Annotated in this window: 17 protein-coding genes; 9 read left to right on the forward strand and 8 right to left on the reverse strand. The window is 68.9% G+C overall.

Annotation, left to right across the window (positions count from 1 at the left end; genetic code table 11):
• On the forward strand, positions 1-1,320 hold the full coding sequence (locus tag BLV31_RS17905; protein WP_064061214.1) for a dihydrolipoamide acetyltransferase family protein: 1,320 nt from the start codon (positions 1-3) through the stop codon (positions 1,318-1,320).
• Positions 1,321-1,351: 31 nt separating this feature from the next.
• Positions 1,352-2,521, forward strand: a complete 1,170-nt coding sequence (locus tag BLV31_RS17910) for an MFS transporter (protein ID WP_081263462.1) — start codon at positions 1,352-1,354, stop codon at positions 2,519-2,521.
• Between the two features lie 43 nt (positions 2,522-2,564).
• On the opposite strand, the gene BLV31_RS17915 is transcribed toward BLV31_RS17910, so the two are convergent.
• Genes BLV31_RS17915 through BLV31_RS17925 form a run of 3 tightly spaced genes read right to left on the reverse strand, consistent with a single transcriptional unit; the run spans position 2,565 to position 5,446 of the window.
• A complete protein-coding gene (locus tag BLV31_RS17915; RefSeq protein WP_064061213.1) occupies positions 2,565-3,989 on the reverse strand; it encodes an NAD(P)(+) transhydrogenase (Re/Si-specific) subunit beta in 1,425 nt (474 codons plus the stop codon).
• Entirely contained in the window at positions 3,989-4,318 is a 330-nt protein-coding gene (locus tag BLV31_RS17920; RefSeq protein WP_006552916.1) for an NAD(P) transhydrogenase subunit alpha part 2, read from the reverse strand. The genes BLV31_RS17915 and BLV31_RS17920 overlap by 1 nt, the downstream gene beginning before the upstream one ends.
• Positions 4,319-5,446: a Re/Si-specific NAD(P)(+) transhydrogenase subunit alpha gene (locus tag BLV31_RS17925; RefSeq protein ID WP_006552915.1), complete on the reverse strand. Its 1,128-nt coding sequence runs from the start codon at positions 5,444-5,446 to the stop codon at positions 4,319-4,321.
• A gap of 436 nt (positions 5,447-5,882) precedes the next feature.
• Between BLV31_RS17925 and BLV31_RS17930 the strand changes: the two genes are divergently transcribed.
• Genes BLV31_RS17930 through BLV31_RS17955 form a run of 6 tightly spaced genes read left to right on the forward strand, consistent with a single transcriptional unit; the run spans position 5,883 to position 9,116 of the window.
• Positions 5,883-6,086, forward strand: a complete 204-nt coding sequence (locus BLV31_RS17930) for a hypothetical protein (protein WP_006552914.1) — start codon at positions 5,883-5,885, stop codon at positions 6,084-6,086.
• A 22-nt stretch (positions 6,087-6,108) separates the two neighbouring features.
• A complete protein-coding gene (locus tag BLV31_RS17935) occupies positions 6,109-6,873 on the forward strand; it encodes an SIR2 family NAD-dependent protein deacylase (RefSeq protein WP_064061212.1) in 765 nt (254 codons plus the stop codon).
• A gap of 9 nt (positions 6,874-6,882) precedes the next feature.
• Positions 6,883-7,323: an HIT family protein gene (locus BLV31_RS17940; RefSeq protein ID WP_064061211.1), complete on the forward strand. Its 441-nt coding sequence runs from the start codon at positions 6,883-6,885 to the stop codon at positions 7,321-7,323.
• Positions 7,320-8,174 carry a maleylpyruvate isomerase family mycothiol-dependent enzyme gene (locus BLV31_RS17945; RefSeq protein WP_006552911.1) on the forward strand — a complete coding sequence of 285 codons (855 nt, stop codon included), beginning with the start codon at positions 7,320-7,322 and terminating at the stop codon, positions 8,172-8,174. Before BLV31_RS17940 ends, BLV31_RS17945 begins: the two co-directional genes overlap by 4 nt.
• Before the next feature lie 4 nt (positions 8,175-8,178).
• Positions 8,179-8,829: a Type 1 glutamine amidotransferase-like domain-containing protein gene (locus BLV31_RS17950; RefSeq protein WP_064061210.1), complete on the forward strand. Its 651-nt coding sequence runs from the start codon at positions 8,179-8,181 to the stop codon at positions 8,827-8,829.
• The gene (locus BLV31_RS17955) at positions 8,826-9,116 is read left to right on the forward strand and encodes a GNAT family N-acetyltransferase (protein ID WP_019288935.1); all 291 of its coding nucleotides are present in this window, start codon (positions 8,826-8,828) and stop codon (positions 9,114-9,116) included. The genes BLV31_RS17950 and BLV31_RS17955 overlap by 4 nt, the downstream gene beginning before the upstream one ends.
• Before the next feature lie 4 nt (positions 9,117-9,120).
• Here BLV31_RS17955 and BLV31_RS17960 read toward each other — a convergent pair whose 3' ends face one another.
• The 5 genes from BLV31_RS17960 to BLV31_RS17980 form a co-directional block, all read right to left on the reverse strand.
• On the reverse strand, positions 9,121-10,776 hold the full coding sequence (locus BLV31_RS17960; protein WP_231411917.1) for an ABC transporter permease: 1,656 nt from the start codon (positions 10,774-10,776) through the stop codon (positions 9,121-9,123).
• Positions 10,773-11,720, reverse strand: coding sequence for an ABC transporter ATP-binding protein (locus BLV31_RS17965; protein ID WP_064061208.1), 948 nt, complete (start codon positions 11,718-11,720; stop codon positions 10,773-10,775). Before BLV31_RS17965 ends, BLV31_RS17960 begins: the two co-directional genes overlap by 4 nt.
• A 10-nt stretch (positions 11,721-11,730) precedes the next feature.
• Complete coding sequence (locus BLV31_RS17970; protein WP_006552906.1) at positions 11,731-12,387, reverse strand: TetR/AcrR family transcriptional regulator; 657 nt, start codon at positions 12,385-12,387, stop codon at positions 11,731-11,733.
• A gap of 102 nt (positions 12,388-12,489) precedes the next feature.
• Positions 12,490-14,028 carry a carboxylesterase/lipase family protein gene (locus tag BLV31_RS17975; RefSeq protein ID WP_006552905.1) on the reverse strand — a complete coding sequence of 513 codons (1,539 nt, stop codon included), beginning with the start codon at positions 14,026-14,028 and terminating at the stop codon, positions 12,490-12,492.
• Positions 14,029-14,121: 93 nt separating this feature from the next.
• Entirely contained in the window at positions 14,122-14,436 is a 315-nt protein-coding gene (locus BLV31_RS17980; protein ID WP_228044996.1) for a non-ribosomal peptide synthetase, read from the reverse strand.
• A 341-nt stretch (positions 14,437-14,777) separates the two neighbouring features.
• Here BLV31_RS17980 and BLV31_RS17985 point away from each other — a divergent pair, with 341 nt between their 5' ends.
• Complete coding sequence (locus tag BLV31_RS17985) at positions 14,778-15,812, forward strand: alpha/beta hydrolase (RefSeq protein WP_064061238.1); 1,035 nt, start codon at positions 14,778-14,780, stop codon at positions 15,810-15,812.
• The last annotated feature ends 28 nt before the right edge of the window (positions 15,813-15,840 follow it).

Genomic DNA, 15,840 nt, shown 5'->3' on the forward strand with positions numbered 1-15,840 from the left:
ATGACGAATCCCACACGCGCAGTAGAGGAATTCCGTCTCCCCGATCTCGGTGAGGGACTCACCGAAGCGGACTGGGTGCACTGGGTCGTCGCGGTCGGCGATCGTGTCGAACTCAACCAGGTCATCGGGGAGGTCGAAACCGCCAAGGCCACGGTGGAACTGCCGTCGCCCTATGGCGGCACGGTCGAGGAACTGCTGGTCGAGCCGGGACAGACGGTGCCGGTCGGGGCACCCCTGCTGCGGATCGCCACCGAGGACGGGCCCGCCGAACCGGCCGGTGACAGCGACGGCCCGTCCCGACCGTCGGTGCTCGTCGGATACGGACCCGGCGACGCCCCGCAGAGCAGACGCGCGACCCGCCGTGCCTCGGCGGACGCCGGTCGTGCCCGCGACGGTGATCCCCCTCCCGCACGACCCGACGCGAAGCCCGGCGCACGCAAACTCGCGGCTCTCCTCGAGGTCGATCTGGACACGGTGACGGGCACCGGCCGCGGCGGTGTGATCACGCGCGACGACGTGCGGCGCACCGCCGGACACGGCGACGAACCTACCGCAGGCCACGACGAAGAACCCACCGCCGAACGACCACACTCACCCGCCCCTGAGGCGTCCCCCGAACGGACCACACGGATACCCGTCGGAGGGGTGCGCAAGCGGACCGCCGAGGCAGTCTCCCGCAGCGCCTTCACCGCCCCGCACGCGAGCGTCTTCCTCACGTGCGACGCGACCGCCACCGTCGACCTGGTGTCGACCCTGCGCGCGTCGCCGGCCTTCGAAGGCGTCCGTCCGACGGCGCTGAGCATCGTCACCCACGCACTGTTGCACGCGATCGCCGACGAGCCGTCGCTCAATGCGCACTGGGACGACGACACGGGCGAGATCGTGCTCCACCACGACGTGCATCTCGGGATCGCCACTGCGACCTCCGACGGCCTGAAGGTCCCCGTGGTCCGGGAGGCCCAGCGCCTGTCGTTGCCGCGTCTGGCCCGGTCGATCGCCGAGGTCGCCGACCGCGCGCGGACGGGCCGCTCCACGCCGTCCGAGCTGACGGGTTCGACGGTCTCGGTGACGAACGTCGGGGTGTTCGGGGTGGACGGGGGAACACCGATCCTCAATCCCGGCGAGTCGGCGATCCTCGCCGTCGGAGCGATCTCCGACCGCCCGTGGGTCGTGGACGGTGCTCTCGCGATCCGGAAGGTGGTCACGTTGTCGCTGTCGTTCGACCATCGGCTCGTCGACGGGGAGCAGGCGGGACGGGCACTCGCGACGATCGGTGCGTTCCTCGGCGATCCCGTGCCCATGCTGCTCGCCGATACGTAGGGGCCGCGAACGCTCGGTAGCGTGCCTCCACGTGGTGGATTCGCAACGGACGACGGACCGGCTCACGCACGCCCGGGCGGCGGTGTTCGCGATCTTCGGGCTCAACGGCTTCCTGCTCGCCCTGTGGGTCGTCCACATCCCGGCGATCCGGGAACGGGTGGGCATCGATCACGCGGCACTCGGATCGTTGCTGTTGCTGCTCGCCCTCGGGGCGCTCGGCGGGATGCACGTGACGGGTCGGCTCGCCGACCTGATCGGTAGCCACCGCACGACGATCGTCTTCGCTCTGATGTTGTCCCTGACGGTGGTCGGGCCGGGCCTGGCCGCGGCGCCGTGGCAGCTCGGACTCGCTCTCGCAGTGTTCGGTTTCGCGAACGGCGCGCTGGACGTGTCGATGAACTCCCAGGCGGTCGTGGTCGAACAGCGGTACCGGCGACCGATCATGTCGGCCTTCCACGGGTTGTTCTCCGCGGGCGGGATCGCCGGGTCGCTGGTGGGCGCGGCCGCCCTGGCCGCCGGGGTTCGCCCCGCGCTCACGCTCGCGGTCGCCGGGGTCGTCGCGGCCGCGGTGGTGGGCCGGGCGGGGCCGCGCCTCGTCCGGACGGAGCCGCCGATCCGATCGTCGTCACCGGGGCCCCGGGCCGGTTACTCGCGCCGCGTGGTGCTGCTCGGAGGTGTGGCGTTCGCGCTGATGCTGTGCGAGGGGGTCGCGAACGACTGGAGCGCGCTGCAGGTGCAGGAACGGCTCGGCAGCCCGGAGTCGGTGGCCGCGCTCGCGTTCGGTGCGTTCTCGGCGACCATGACGATCGGGCGCTTCGTCGCCGACCGGGTCACCGCCCGGTTCGGCAGCGCCGCCGTCATCCGATACGGAACGCTGGTCGCCGCGGTCGGGATCGGCGCCGTGGCACTGTCGCCGTGGCTGGTCCTCACACTCGCCGGATGGGCATTGTTCGGCCTGGGGTTGTCCGGTGCCCTCCCGCAGCTGTTCAGCGCCGCGGGCAATCTCGATTCGGGATCCCCCGGCGCGAACATGTCCCGCGTCGTCGGTCTGGGTTATCTGGGTTTCCTGGCCGGCCCTGCGTGCATCGGGTGGATCGCCGAGGCGACCTCCCTCACGACGGCGATGGTCGTACCGCTCGCATGCGTGCTCCTCGCCGCACTGCTGGCTCCCGTACTGACGCCGACGGCGCCCACGCGGTGATCCGCGTGGGCGCCGTGACGGAGCAGCGACAGGTCCGGAAGGCCTACAGGGCCTTCAGTTCCTCGGTGACCTCCGAGACCATCTTCTTCGCGTCACCGAACAGCATCGACGTGTTGTCGGCGGTGAACAGCGGGTTGTCGATACCGGCGTAACCGGAGCTCATCGAGCGCTTGAGCACGATGACCGACTTCGACTGGTCGACGTTGAGGATCGGCATGCCGTAGATCGGGCTCGTCGAGTCCAGGCGGGCAGCCGGGTTGGTGACGTCGTTCGCGCCGATGACGATGGTGACATCGGTGCGGCCGAACTCGCCGTTGATGTCGTCCATCTCCTTCATCGCGTCGTATTCGACGTCGGCCTCGGCGAGCAGGACGTTCATGTGGCCGGGCATACGACCGGCGACCGGGTGGATCGCGTACTTGACCTCGACACCGCGGTCCTCGAGCAGCGCTGCCATCTCCTTGACGGCGTGCTGCGCCTGGGCGACGGCCAGACCGTAGCCGGGAACGACGATGACCTGGTTGGCGTACGCCATCTGGATGGCGGCGTCCGAGGCCGAGGTGGCCTTGACCGTGCCACCCGACGCCGAGGCCACACCGGCGGCCGCCTCGCCGCCACCGAAGGCGCCGAAGACGATCGCGGGGATCGACCGGTTCATGGCCTTGGCCATGAGGTTGGTCAGGATGGTGCCCGAGGCGCCGACGATCATGCCCGCGACGATCATGGCCTGGTTGTTCAGCGCGAGACCGGCGGCTGCTGCCGACAGACCGGTCAGGGCGTTGAGCAGCGAGATGACGACGGGCATGTCGGCGCCACCGATCGGCAGCACCACGAACAGACCCATCAGGCCGGCGGCGACGAGCAGCGCCAGGATCCACCACGAGGCCAGCGGGTCACCGTCGGCGCTGATGCCGATGTAGACGGCGATGGCGATCGACGCGAGGACGAGGACGATGTTGGCCAGCTGGAACAGCTTCGCCGACGCGACGAGCTTGCGCTCGAGAGTCTTGTTCAGCAGTTCCTGCAGCTTCGCGAAGGCGACGAGCGAACCCCAGAACGAGATCGAGCCGATGATCGCGGCGAACAGTGAACCGACGATCATGACCACGGTCGGGTCGTCGTCCAACGTCGTGAAGCTGGTGGACTCGAGATATTCGGCCCACGCGATGAGTGCGACGGTGCCACCACCGACGCCGTTGAACAGCGCGACCAGCTGCGGCATGGCCGTCATCTTGGTCTTCAGTGCCGGCGGGACGCCGAGGATGATGCCGACGGCCAGACCGCCGATGATCAGACCCCAGTTCTCCGTGTCACGGATGTCGATGAGCACCGCGACGACCGCGATGAACATACCGACGGCGGCGATGTAGTTGCCGCGGACTGCGGTCTTCGGGCCCGTCAGACCCGACAGACCGTAGATGAACATCGCGAAGGCGATGATGTACAGGACCGAGACGAGGTAGCCCATCAGGCGTCAGCCCCCTTCTTCTGTGCAGCCGGGGAGTCCTTGCGCTGCTTGAACATCCCGAGCATGCGGTCGGTGACGACGAAGCCACCGACGACGTTCAGGGTGCCGAAGACCAGAGCGACGAACAGGATGATCTTGATGCCCCAGTGGGCATCACCGGGGAGATGACCGAGCACGACGAGAGCGCCGAGCACGACGATGCCGTGGATCGCGTTGGTGCCCGACATCAGCGGCGTGTGCAGCGTGTTCGGCACCTTGGAGATGACGGCGAAACCGACGAATCCGGCCAGGACCAGAATCGCGATGTTCGCGAGTAGTTCGTTGTACATCTAGGAGTTCTCCTTCGAACGCGTCACGCAGGCGGCCTCGAGGATCTCGTCCGAGAAGTCCGGGGCCAGGGCACCCGACTCGTCGAGGAGCAGCTCGATCAGCGCGTACACGTTCTTCGAGTAGAGCTCGGAGGCATGCTCCGGCATCGTCGCGGGCAGGTTGAGCGGCGAGCAGATGGTGACGTCGTGCTTGACGACGGTCTGCCCCGGCTCGGTGAGTTCGCAGTTGCCACCGGTCTCGCCGGCGAGGTCGACGATCACCGAACCCGGCTTCATCCCCTCGACCGCGGCGGCGGTCACCAGGCGCGGCGCCGGGCGGCCCGGCACGAGCGCGGTGGTGATGACGACGTCGAAGCCCTTGATGGCGTCTTCGAGCGCCTGCTGCTGCTGGGCCCGCTCGGCCTCGGTGAGCTCGCGTGCGTAGCCGCCCTCACCCGCGGCGTCGATGCCGAGGTCGAGCCACTGGGCACCGACCGACCGGACCTGGTCGGCGACCTCGGGACGCACGTCGTAACCGGTGGTGCGGCCACCGAGACGCTTCGCCGTGGCCAGCGCCTGCAGACCCGCGACGCCCACCCCGAGCACCAGCACGGTCGCCGGCTTCACGGTGCCGGCTGCGGTGGTGAGCATCGGGAAGAAGCGGGTGGATTCGCTCGCCGCGACCAGCACGGCCTTGTAGCCGGCGACGTTCGCCTGCGACGACAGGGCATCCATGACCTGCGCGCGGGAGATACGCGGAATGGCCTCGACGGCATACGCCTCGACTCCGGCCTGCGTGAGGGCGCCGATCTGGTTGTCTGCGTTGCGCGGGGCGAGGAAGCCGATCAGGCGCTGGCCGGACTTCAGGTGGGCGATCTCGGCGTCGCTCGGCGGAGCGACCTTGACGACGATGTCGGCGGACCAGGCGTCGCCGACGGTCGCGCCGGCTTCCTTGTAGGCCGCATCCGGAATCAGCGCGCCCTGGCCGGCACCGGACTCGACGACGACGTCGAGACCCTTGCCGATCAAGGAGGGCACGATCTTCGGCACGAGCGCGACCCGCCGTTCCCCGTCGTTCGTCTCACGAACCACGCCGACGGTCGGACGGCGGTGCGCTCCGCTCCCCGTGTTCGATCCTTCGGTACTCAATTCTTGACTCCTGCGTCGATGAAAGTGCGCGTCGTGCCGCGATCGGCGGCGAAAGATGCGTTATCGAAGGCCATGTGACGGCCTGTCATGCACTGAAAGGCTTAAGCAGACCTACCGTGCCCTCCCGTGACCTCGCAACCTGGTCAGATCATCTGAATCGAGTCCGAACAGCAAGACGGCGCAAGTTTGTGAGGCAGCTCACCTCACAAATGCCATTTTCCTCCGGTGAGCAAGACCGTGCAGGACGATCGGAATCGGTCCCGAAAACGGCCCGGGAGCGGCCCCCGATGCGAAAGAAGGCGGAGTGCAAACAGATTCGTTCCGTGTGCACCGAACGGCGGTGTGTACCGATTCAGAACACTTCGGAATCGATTCAGATACTCGGTCACCGGACCCGGCCTTTGCGCTCGTCCGGCAGCCCGCGTAGGGGGTGTCCGTGACACACGAACCTCGGAAGGACCCCGCGAACGACACGCCCGCCGACTTCACGGTCGACGACGACCCCGGCACGGCCGACCTCGGCGGCGACCCGGTCTGCTGGCTCCATCTCCTCTGCCCCGACTGCGGGGCGATGCTCACCTCCGAGGAGGAACCGTGCCCGCGATGCGGCAGGGAGCACCCGATCCCGGATCCCTCCTGACCCGAGCACCTAACCTGGCCCCATGAACGTGCCGGAACCCGTCCTCGACCTCGCCCGCTCGGCCCGCCGCGTCGCCGTCCTCACCGGCGCCGGGATGTCCGCCGAGAGCGGTGTCCCCACCTTCCGCGATGCGCAGACCGGATTGTGGGAGAACTTCGACGCCACTGCCCTCGCCACACCAGCGGCGTGGGCGGACGATCCCGCGACGGTCTGGGCCTGGTATCAGTGGCGGGTCGCGCTCGTCCGGCGTGTACAGCCCAATGCCGGACACCGGGCCCTCACCGACTGGGCACGGGCGGCCCACGTGCAGATCGTGACGCAGAACGTCGACGACCTCCACGAGCGTGCCGGAAGCCACGAGGTCACCCATCTGCACGGGAGCCTGTTCGCCCCGCGGTGCAGCCGGTGCGAGCGTGCCGTCGACCTCCCCGATCCGCCGGAGGATCCCGTCGCCCGTCTCGATCCGCCGTCGTGCCCCGCATGCGGAGGCGACGGCCGGCCGGGCGTCGTGTGGTTCGGCGAGATGCTGCCGCAGGACCCGTGGGAGACCGCGACCGAGTCCCTGCGCGAGGCCGACCTGCTGCTGGTCGTCGGCACCTCGGGCGTCGTCTACCCGGCGGCCGGCCTGCCGTCGCTCGCGCGCAGTCACGGCGTGCCGGTGGTACAGATCGATCCGCGCGAGACCGATCTGAGCGATCAGGTCGACCACGCCTGGCGCACCACGGCCGCCGTGGGTCTTCCCGTCCTCGTCGACGCGCTGGGGATCGGGACCGACACACCGCGTTAAGGTGACCCGGTGAGTTCCTGTGTGTTCTGCGCCATAGCCGACGGCAGCGGTACGGCGACACGGGTGTACGAGGACGACGAGGTCGTGGCCTTCCTCGACATCCGGCCGATCGCGCGCGGGCACACCCTCGTGATCCCGCGCGTGCACGCCGCACGCCTCGAGAACCTCGATCCGGCGTCGGGCGCGGCCGTCTTCCGCGCCGGACAGCGGATCGCCCGGGCGATGACCCGTTCCGAACTCGCCACCGACGGAACCAATCTCGTCCTGAACGACGGACGGGCAGCCTTCCAGACCGTCTTCCACACCCACCTGCACGTCCTGCCCCGCTGGGGCGGCGACCGTGTCCGGATGGGTATCGGTCTGGTCCGCCGTCGACCCCACGACCCCGAGACCACCGCGGCACTCATCCGCGCCGGTCTCGAACGTCTCACCGCCGAGGAGCACCAGTGACATCGCAGCCCGACACCACCCCCGATACCTCCGCTGCCGAGTTCCCGATCGACACGATCCGGCCGCTGCTGCTCGAGCAGTTCGCCGTGCTCGACGATCTGCTCTCGGGACCGACCGAGGACGAGTGGACCACCGCCACCTGCCTACCGGGATGGACGGTCAAGGACATCACTGCGCATCTCATCGGCACCGAGTCGATGCTCGCGGGCATCGAAGCGCCGCGCATCGAACGCGACGTGCGCTCGTTCGACCACGTCCGCAACGACATCGCGGCCTTCAACGAGCTGTGGGTGGAGTCGCTGCGTCCCGTTCCCGGCCCGGACGTGCTCGAGCGCTACCGGGAGATCGTCGCCCTACGCACGGAGCAACTCGGCGCGATGACCCAGGCGGACTTCGGGAAGCAGTCGAACACTCCCGTCGGGCCGGCGCCCTACGGACGCTTCATGCGGATCCGCGTGTTCGACTGCTGGCTCCACGAACTCGACATCTGCGACGCTCTCGGCAGGACGGGCAGCGAGGGCGGCCCGCGTGCCGAACTCGGATCCGCGGAGGTCTTCGGTGCGGTTCCGTTCATTGTGGGCAAGCGCGGCAAGGCCCCCGAGGGAGCACGCATCACGATCGAACTCTCCGGTCCCCTCGCACGCACCGTCCACGTCGAGGTGCACGGACGGGCCACCGAGGTCCCGGCCCTCTCCGAACCGGCCACCACGACGATCGCGATGGACTCGGGACTGTTCGTTCGGCTCGCCGGAGGACGCGTGCGCGCCGAGGACCGAATCGACGAGATCACCCTCGGCGGCGACACCGAGGTCGGGCGCCGCATCGTCGACAACCTCGCGTTCACGATCTGACGTCGTGCGGCTGTTCCTGTCCTCCTACCGGTTCGGCGCCGACCCGGACACCTTCGTCCGTCTGGTGGCGCCGGGCCGGATCGCGGTGATCGCGAACGCCGCCGACGCGTGGCCGGCCTCCGCCCGCGCGGCGGCGGTCACGAGCGAGATGGGCCCGCTGCGGTCGCTCGGCTTCGCTCCGGAGGAGGTGGATCTGCGCGATCACCTCGACGATCCCGACTCGCTGCGGCAGCGACTGTCGGGCTGCACGTCCGTGTGGGTGCGCGGCGGCAACACCTTCGTCCTGCGAGCGCAATTGGCCCGCAGTGGAGGCGACGCCGTGCTCACGGATCTGGTGCGCAGCAACCGTCTCGTGTACGGGGGATACAGCGCCGGGGCCTGTGTCGCGACACCGTCGCTGCGCGGCATCGAGTTCTCCGACGACCCCGACGAGGTCGCCGCGACCTGCGGTATCCCGGTGGTGTGGGACGGACTCGGCTGGGTCGAGCACGCGATCGTGCCGCACGCCGGCGACTCGCTGCTGGCCGACGACGGGATACAGCGGACCCTGCTGTACCTGCGCGAGCACGGCGTCGAGCACGTGGCGTTGACCGACGACGACGCGATCGTCGTCGACACTCCTCCAGAGCACGCCCCGAGTACGGTGACATCATGACGCAGAACATCGACGGCACCGAACCCCGGATCGAGCACGACGCCGACAAGGCCCGCTTCGCGCTCTATCTCGGCGACGACCTCGCGGCCTACGCCGACTACACGCAGCACGGCGACCTGCGGGACTTCGACCACACCGTCACCGACCCGCAGTTCCGCGGTAAGGGTCTCGCCGGGGTCGTGGTGAAGCACGCCCTCGACGAGACCAAGAAGCAGGGACTGAAGATCGGTACGTCCTGCTCGTACGTCGAGAAGTTCGTCTCCGAACATCCCGAATACCGCAACTGATCCGTCACACCTGCACGTCGCGGCGGCGGAAACCCACGATCGCCGCTGCGACGAGCAGCACCGCCGCGACCGCCTGGATGATCAGCGGCATCGCCGTCGCATTCTCTGCGGGCACCAGCGGGATGTGCGAGAACGGCGACAGTGCGACGAGTTCGTCGGGTAGGTCGAGCATCTCGCCGAGCCACGCGACGAACACCGTCCACACCACCAGCACCCACACCAGCCCGGTCGCGCGCGGCACGCAGCCCAGCAGCGCGAACGCCACGGCGACGACGAGGATCGCCGCCGGCGCGTAGGCCAGGGACGCCGCGATCATCCGCAGCACCCACGCCCAGTCGCCCACCGCGAATGCGACCCCCAGTCCGGTCGCGGCGCCGGAGACGAGCAGCGCCACGACCATCTGGACGACGATCACACCGAGTGCCGCGGACAGCCATGCGCTGCGCCCAGTTCCGGTGATGATCACGAGACCGGACCGTCCGCCGTCCTCCTCGCTGCGCATTCGCACCACCGCGGACACACCGAAGGCGGTGGCGCCGAGGGCGAGGAACATCAGCATCATCCCGGCGAAGGAGGCGGTGAGGGCGTCGGGATCCACGCCGACCATGTCCAGCACCTGAGGCATCTCGTCGATGAGATCCTCCACGGAACTGGCGAGGGCGCCCATCGCGACACCGAACAGCACCAGTCCCGTCAGCCATCCCACGAACGCTCCGCGCAGCAGGCGCCGGATCAACCCCACCGGACCGAGCAACGCGGAATCGGCCTCGGCGGGGCCTGGTTTCGGCGCCCGTAGACCGGCTCCGAGGTCGCGGCGCCGCGACAGCGCAACGGCGACGGTGAGCAGCACGACCGTCGTGGCGACGGACAACAGCAGCGGCCACCACCGCTCGTCGACGTAGAGCCGGGTCTGCTGGGCCCAGGCGATCGGCGAGAGCCACGACAGCCACGACCCGGTGGCCTCGATGATGTCGCCGGCTCCGCGGACGAAGAAGGCCGCGGCGAGCACTGCGAGCGCGGTGCCCGTGGCCGAGCGGGAGTGCTCGCCGAACTGGGCGGTCACCGCGGCGACTGCGCCGAAGAGCACCCCGGTGACGGCGGAGGCCACACCGAAGGCGATCGAGCCGACGACATCGAGCCCGCCGGCGATGAGCGCGACGGTGATGCCGGTACCCACCACGAGATTCGCGACCGAGACCAACAGCAGGGCGGCCGCCGGCGGGGCGTAGGCCCCGACGGGCAGAGCCCGCAGGAGTTCGAGCCGGCCGGATTCCTCCTGCGCTCGGGTATGCCTGACGACGAGCAGGATGCTCATGATCGCCGTCGCGACGAAGACGGTCAGACTCAGCTCGTTCGCAGTCATCGCCCCGAGCGTGTAGTTGTCGATCCCGTAGGCCGGTCCCGTCATGAGCACGGCTGCCGGATTCTCCAGCAGGGCCGCGCGGGCCTGCCGGGAGGCCTCGTCGGGATAGACCGCGGCCAGGCTGAGGACGGTCGACCACACCGTGAGGGCGAGCGCGAGGGTCCAGACGGTGATCCGCACGCGGTCCAACCGCAGGTAGAACCGCAGCAGTGTGCCGAGCCCGGTGAACGGTGCCGCGGACGTCGCGGAGGTACCGCTCGGGGTCGGCACTGCTGTCGGTGTCGTCGTGGTCATCATGAGGACACCTCCTCCACGGCACCGGCACCGGCACCGTTCCCGTCACCGGTGTCGAAGGTGTCGCCGTAGTGCCGCATGAACAGCTCTTCGAGTGACGGGGGTGTGATGGTGAGGTTCTCGACGCCGAGTCCGGCGAGTTCCTGCAGGACCGGTGCGAGGGCGGTGTTGTCGACGTCGAACGCGAGCCTGCCGTCGTCGGTGGAGAGGTCGTGGACTCCGGAGAGCCCGGCCAGTCGCTCGGCAGGGGCGGTGGTCGTGGCCCGCACGGACGAGCGGGTCAGGTGCCGCAGTTGTGCGAGGGTGCCGGTCTCGACGTCGCGTCCGGCCCGGATGATCGTCACCGTGTCGCAGAGCTTCTCGACCTCGGCGAGGATGTGGCTGGACAGCAGCACGGTCGCGCCGCGGTCGCGGAGCCCTCGCACCTCGTCGGTGAAGACCGCCTCCATGAGCGGGTCGAGACCCGAAGTGGGTTCGTCGAGCAGGTAGAGCTCGGCGTCCGATGCGAGGGCGGCGACGAGTGCGACCTTCTGCCGGTTGCCTTTCGAGTAGGTGCGGGCCTTCTTCGTCGGGTCGAGTTCGAACCGTTCGAGGAGTTCGGCGCGACGACGCGTGCGCGCCTCTCCCCCGCGGATGCGGGTGAGGACGTCGATGATCTCGCCCCCGGTGAGGGTGGGCCACAGATTCGTGTCGCCGGGCACGTACGCGAGTCGGCGGTGGATCGCGACGGCGTCGGTCCACGGGTCGAATCCGAGGACACGGGCGGTGCCGGAATCGGCACGCAGCATTCCGAGCAGCACGCGGATCGCCGTGGACTTGCCGGCGCCGTTCGGTCCGAGGAATCCCGCGACGGTGCCGCGTTCGACGGTCATCGAGAACCCGTCGAGAGCTCTGGTGGTTCCGAATGTCTTGACGATGTCGCGGATTTCGATAAGAGGGGTGTCCATCTTTCCTCCGTCAGGAGTCGGGGGGTGCCTCACGCGCTGCCAGACAGGCGTCGAGAAGGGTCGAGTCCGTCAGCAACGGCTCGGTGTAGAGCTCGAGCATCGGCAGCGCGAGGCGTTCGGTGTAGGCGCGCAGCCTGGCAGGAAAGGTTTCGAGGTCGAGGTATTCGTCGGGACCGGGAAGGTCCATGAGCACGGCGCCGACGCTGAACGAGATGAGGGCACGTGCTCGTTCGGAGGGGAACCGGCTGGGCCGCACGGTTCCGGCGGCCACAGCCTCCTCGAGATAGGCCTCGGTGTCGGCGACGAGCCGGTCGAGGAAGTCGGCGGCGGGGGCGCCGCCGGTCCGGAGGGTGCGGAAGAGGTAGGCGACCGTGGTCGCGTAGTTCTCGATGTGTTCCATCTGGTCGTTCAGCGCGGCCGGTCCGACCTTCGGGTCGAGGACGGCACTCTTCGCCTGCCGGATCCCGTCGAGCACGTACCGGTCGCAGTGTTCCTTCAATCCGGCGCGGGATCCGAAATGGTGCACGATCAGCGAGGCGCTGACGCCGCACTCGGCGGCGATGGTCCGCAGCGGCACGCCGACCCCGTACGCGGCGATGCACCGGATGGCAGCGTCGCGGATCCGTGCACGGGTGGTGAGGTCGTCACCGGCGGCGGTTGAATGCACGTTTCAAGGATTGCACACGTGTTCAACCCGGTCAACGCACCGTATGTGTCATCTCACGGCATGTGCCATCGGAGCACGTGCCGCACCGGTGCGCGGGCGCGCTCAGGTGAAGGCCATGACCTCGGTACCCCAGACCCGGCGCATCTCGCCGTCCGGATCCGACTCGACCCTGTCCGTGGAGTCGATGAGCAGGGTCGAGCGTTCCTCCGCCTCGTACTGCGGCCAGTGCTTCGAACCGTCCAGTGCCGCCGGCACACCGTGGTGCGCGAACGCGAACCAGCGCCGCTGCACGCGACCGGAGACCTCACCGGCGGCCTTGCGGCCGCCGAGCCAGAAGGACGGATCCCGGCCGAGAGTGCCGAAATTTCCGAAGACATATGGCAATTCGGTCGCGTGCCCGGCTCCGATCCGGGCGGCCTTGAGCATCGGGGTGGCGTGGTCGAAGCGGTACACCCAGGTCGGCGAATGCGCGCTGTGCGCTTCGGCGACCCACAGCACCGGCATGCGGAAACCGGCGTCGCGCGAGAGCGCCATCGCCCCGATGGGTTTGGGCAGGTCGGGATACGCCGCGACGATCTCGGCGAGTCGCTCGGCAGGCAGATCCGTCCGGTCGTCGGCCAACGCCGCCAACATGGCCTGCACCGCCGTGTCGTCGACGGGCATCAGCGGGGACTTCATGAAGCGGAAGATGGACGGCTCGTCCTTGTTCGAGCCGATGATCAGCGGGATCCGGTGCGACAGCCCCTTCTGGAAGGCCGCGACCGGATATTTCGGCACCAGGCCGCGGTCGACGACCGGTGTCATGGCGAGCGTCCCCGGCACCTTCGTCGGAGTCTCGGCGACGAGCACCTCCGACGCCTCGACCAGCGTGTCGGTCGACATCGTGAGTAGTTCGGCGGCCCGGGACGGCGACAGGTCGAGGATCTCGAGGAAGCGCTGCGCGACGGTCGCGGCACGGTCGCTGCCGTACACCGAGGTGGCGGGCGGCGACTGGGCGATCGCACGATGGAAGAGGCCCTTGGCCTTCGGGACCGTCATGAGCGTGGTGATCGACCCCGCACCCGACGATTCGCCGAAGAGCGTCACGCAGTCCGGATCGCCACCGAAGTCGGCGATGCAGTCGCGCACCCATTCGAGGGCGGCGATCTGGTCTCGGAGGCCGACGTTGGATTCGAAGGTGGTCCCGGGCGTGGAGAAGGACGACAGGTCGAGGAAGCCGAGCGCGCCGAGCCGGTAGTTGATCGTGACGATCACGACATCGCCGCTCTCGCACAGGTTTCGGCCGTCGTAGATCTTCTGACCGGAGTAACCGAGCACGTAGGCGCCACCGTGGATCCAGACCATGACGGGGCGTCGGCGTCCGTCGGGCGACGGCGCCCAGATGTTGAGCGAGAGACAGTCCTCGCTCAACGTCATCTCGGGGTCGATCCCGATCGGGCTCTGTCGGCTCTGCGGAGCTATCGGTCCGAACCGTGCGCCGTCGAGGACGCCGTCCCACGGTTCGGGCGGTAGCGGCGCCCGAAACCGCCGGGAACCGGTCGGGGCCGCGTACGGGATGCCCTTCCAGACGTAGACCTCGCCGTCGCGATACCCCCGGACTTCGCCGTACTTGCAGGCGACGGTGAGCGTGTCGTCGTCCATGTGACCTCCCACCCGAACCGGTACTGTCGTGCAGCACCGATCACTTCGTTCGTCGACCTACCGATTCAATGATGGTGGATACCGGGCGGTTCGTCAGCCGGCCGCGGAAAGAGGCGCGGGGGCCACGCAGTCGACGAGGTCGATCACGAGTGCGTCGAGCACGTTGCGCAGGTCGCCGCGCGCCGAGTCGGCCAGCGCCGGGAAGACGGTGGCGAGCGCGATGGGCACGAGCGAGGCCTGTCCCAGCAGGATCCCCATGGCCGCATCGAGTTTGACGACCTCATCGTGCAAGCGGGCGTAGGTGGTGGTGTCCATGCCGTGCGCCACGGCGATCCGGTCGGGCTCGCATGCCGCGGCGTCCGCCACCATCCGGGGCAGGTCCGCCGCGGTGATCTCGTCGGCACTCATGCTTGCAACGTCGAATTTACGCAACATCTCGCCTTCGTTCGTCCCCCAGGAGCGACGCCGGGCCGCGCGCCGCAGTCGAAACATACAGTCAGTGTGGCCCGAAAAGTACGGGATGTGTAGAAGGTCCGGAAAACTTTTTGCACTGCCGGTACCTGACAGAAGGTACATCGCCGAGAACCCGCCTCCGCCCGAAATCGTCACTCTGAGACCAGGACCACAACGATTGCTCAGCAAACCCTCGCGACCTGGATGAACGGGCGTATCCTCGTAAATCCGAAGTTCGTGCAGCCACCACGACCGGGTCCGACCACAACTCCGGGCAGACCGAGGAGGTGCCGGTCATGAGCGTCGCCCGCACCGAGTTGCTCCCTCTGCCCACGCACCACGCGACCACGCGCGAGTTCGCGGGGGTGAGCACTCGGTCCCGTGCCTTGTCCTTCTCGGTGCGCCGTACCGTGCGGCCGTTCATCGAGGCATGGTCGTACGCCCCGACCCTCCCCTGGCCGGCGTCGGCGATAGACCACCTCGCGTTCCCTCTCGTGCCCGTGCCCGGCACACACCGCCGGCGAGTCGACCTACCGATGTGCCCGGCGGAACTGCTCTGGGCGCCGGGTGCCGCACTCCCGGCCGCGCAGGTCGATATGGACGGCACCGCCGCGCAGGTCGGTATGGACGGCACCGCCGTCCTGTACCTGCACGGCGGCGCGTTCCTGTGCTGCGGCCTCACCACGCACCGCCATCTGGTCTCCCGCATCTCCGCCACCACCGGCGCGCCGGTCCTGGCCGTCGGTTACCGCATGCTGCCCCGCCATCCGATCCGGCGCGCGGTCGAGGACGGCCTCGACGGATTGCGCTGGCTCGTGGCGCACGGCCACCCGGCCGAGCGTGTCGTGATCGCCGGGGATTCCGCCGGCGGCTTCCTCACCTTCGCCGTCGCCCACGAAGCGGTACGACTCGGCATCGGCCGCCCGGCCGGCACCGTCGCACTGTCGCCGCTCACCGATCTCGACCCGCGGGGCAAACTCGACCATCCCAACTCGCACCGGTGTGCCGTCTTCCCGCGACGCGCCGTCGCTGTGCTGTCCACCCTCGTCGAACGCGCCGAACGCCTCGGCGGCGAAGGCGACGAACCGGTCGCCTCCCCCGTCGATCTCGATCTGTCGGAGATGCCTCCCGCACTCATCCAGACCGGATCCGAGGAGATGACCTACGTCGACGCCGAGTTGATGGCCCGGCGACTGCAACTCGCCGGGGTCTCCACCGAACTCCAGGTGTGGGAGAAACAGGTGCACGCCTTCCAGGCCGCGGCGGGGGTCGTCCCGGAGAGCGGCCGCGCGATCGCCGAGATCGGCCGCTTCGTGCGTGAACTGCGGTGAACCCGCTAACCCGCTCCCCGGGTGCCGC

The sequence above is a fragment of the Rhodococcus pyridinivorans genome, assembly GCF_900105195.1.
Classification (GTDB): domain Bacteria; phylum Actinomycetota; class Actinomycetes; order Mycobacteriales; family Mycobacteriaceae; genus Rhodococcus; species Rhodococcus pyridinivorans.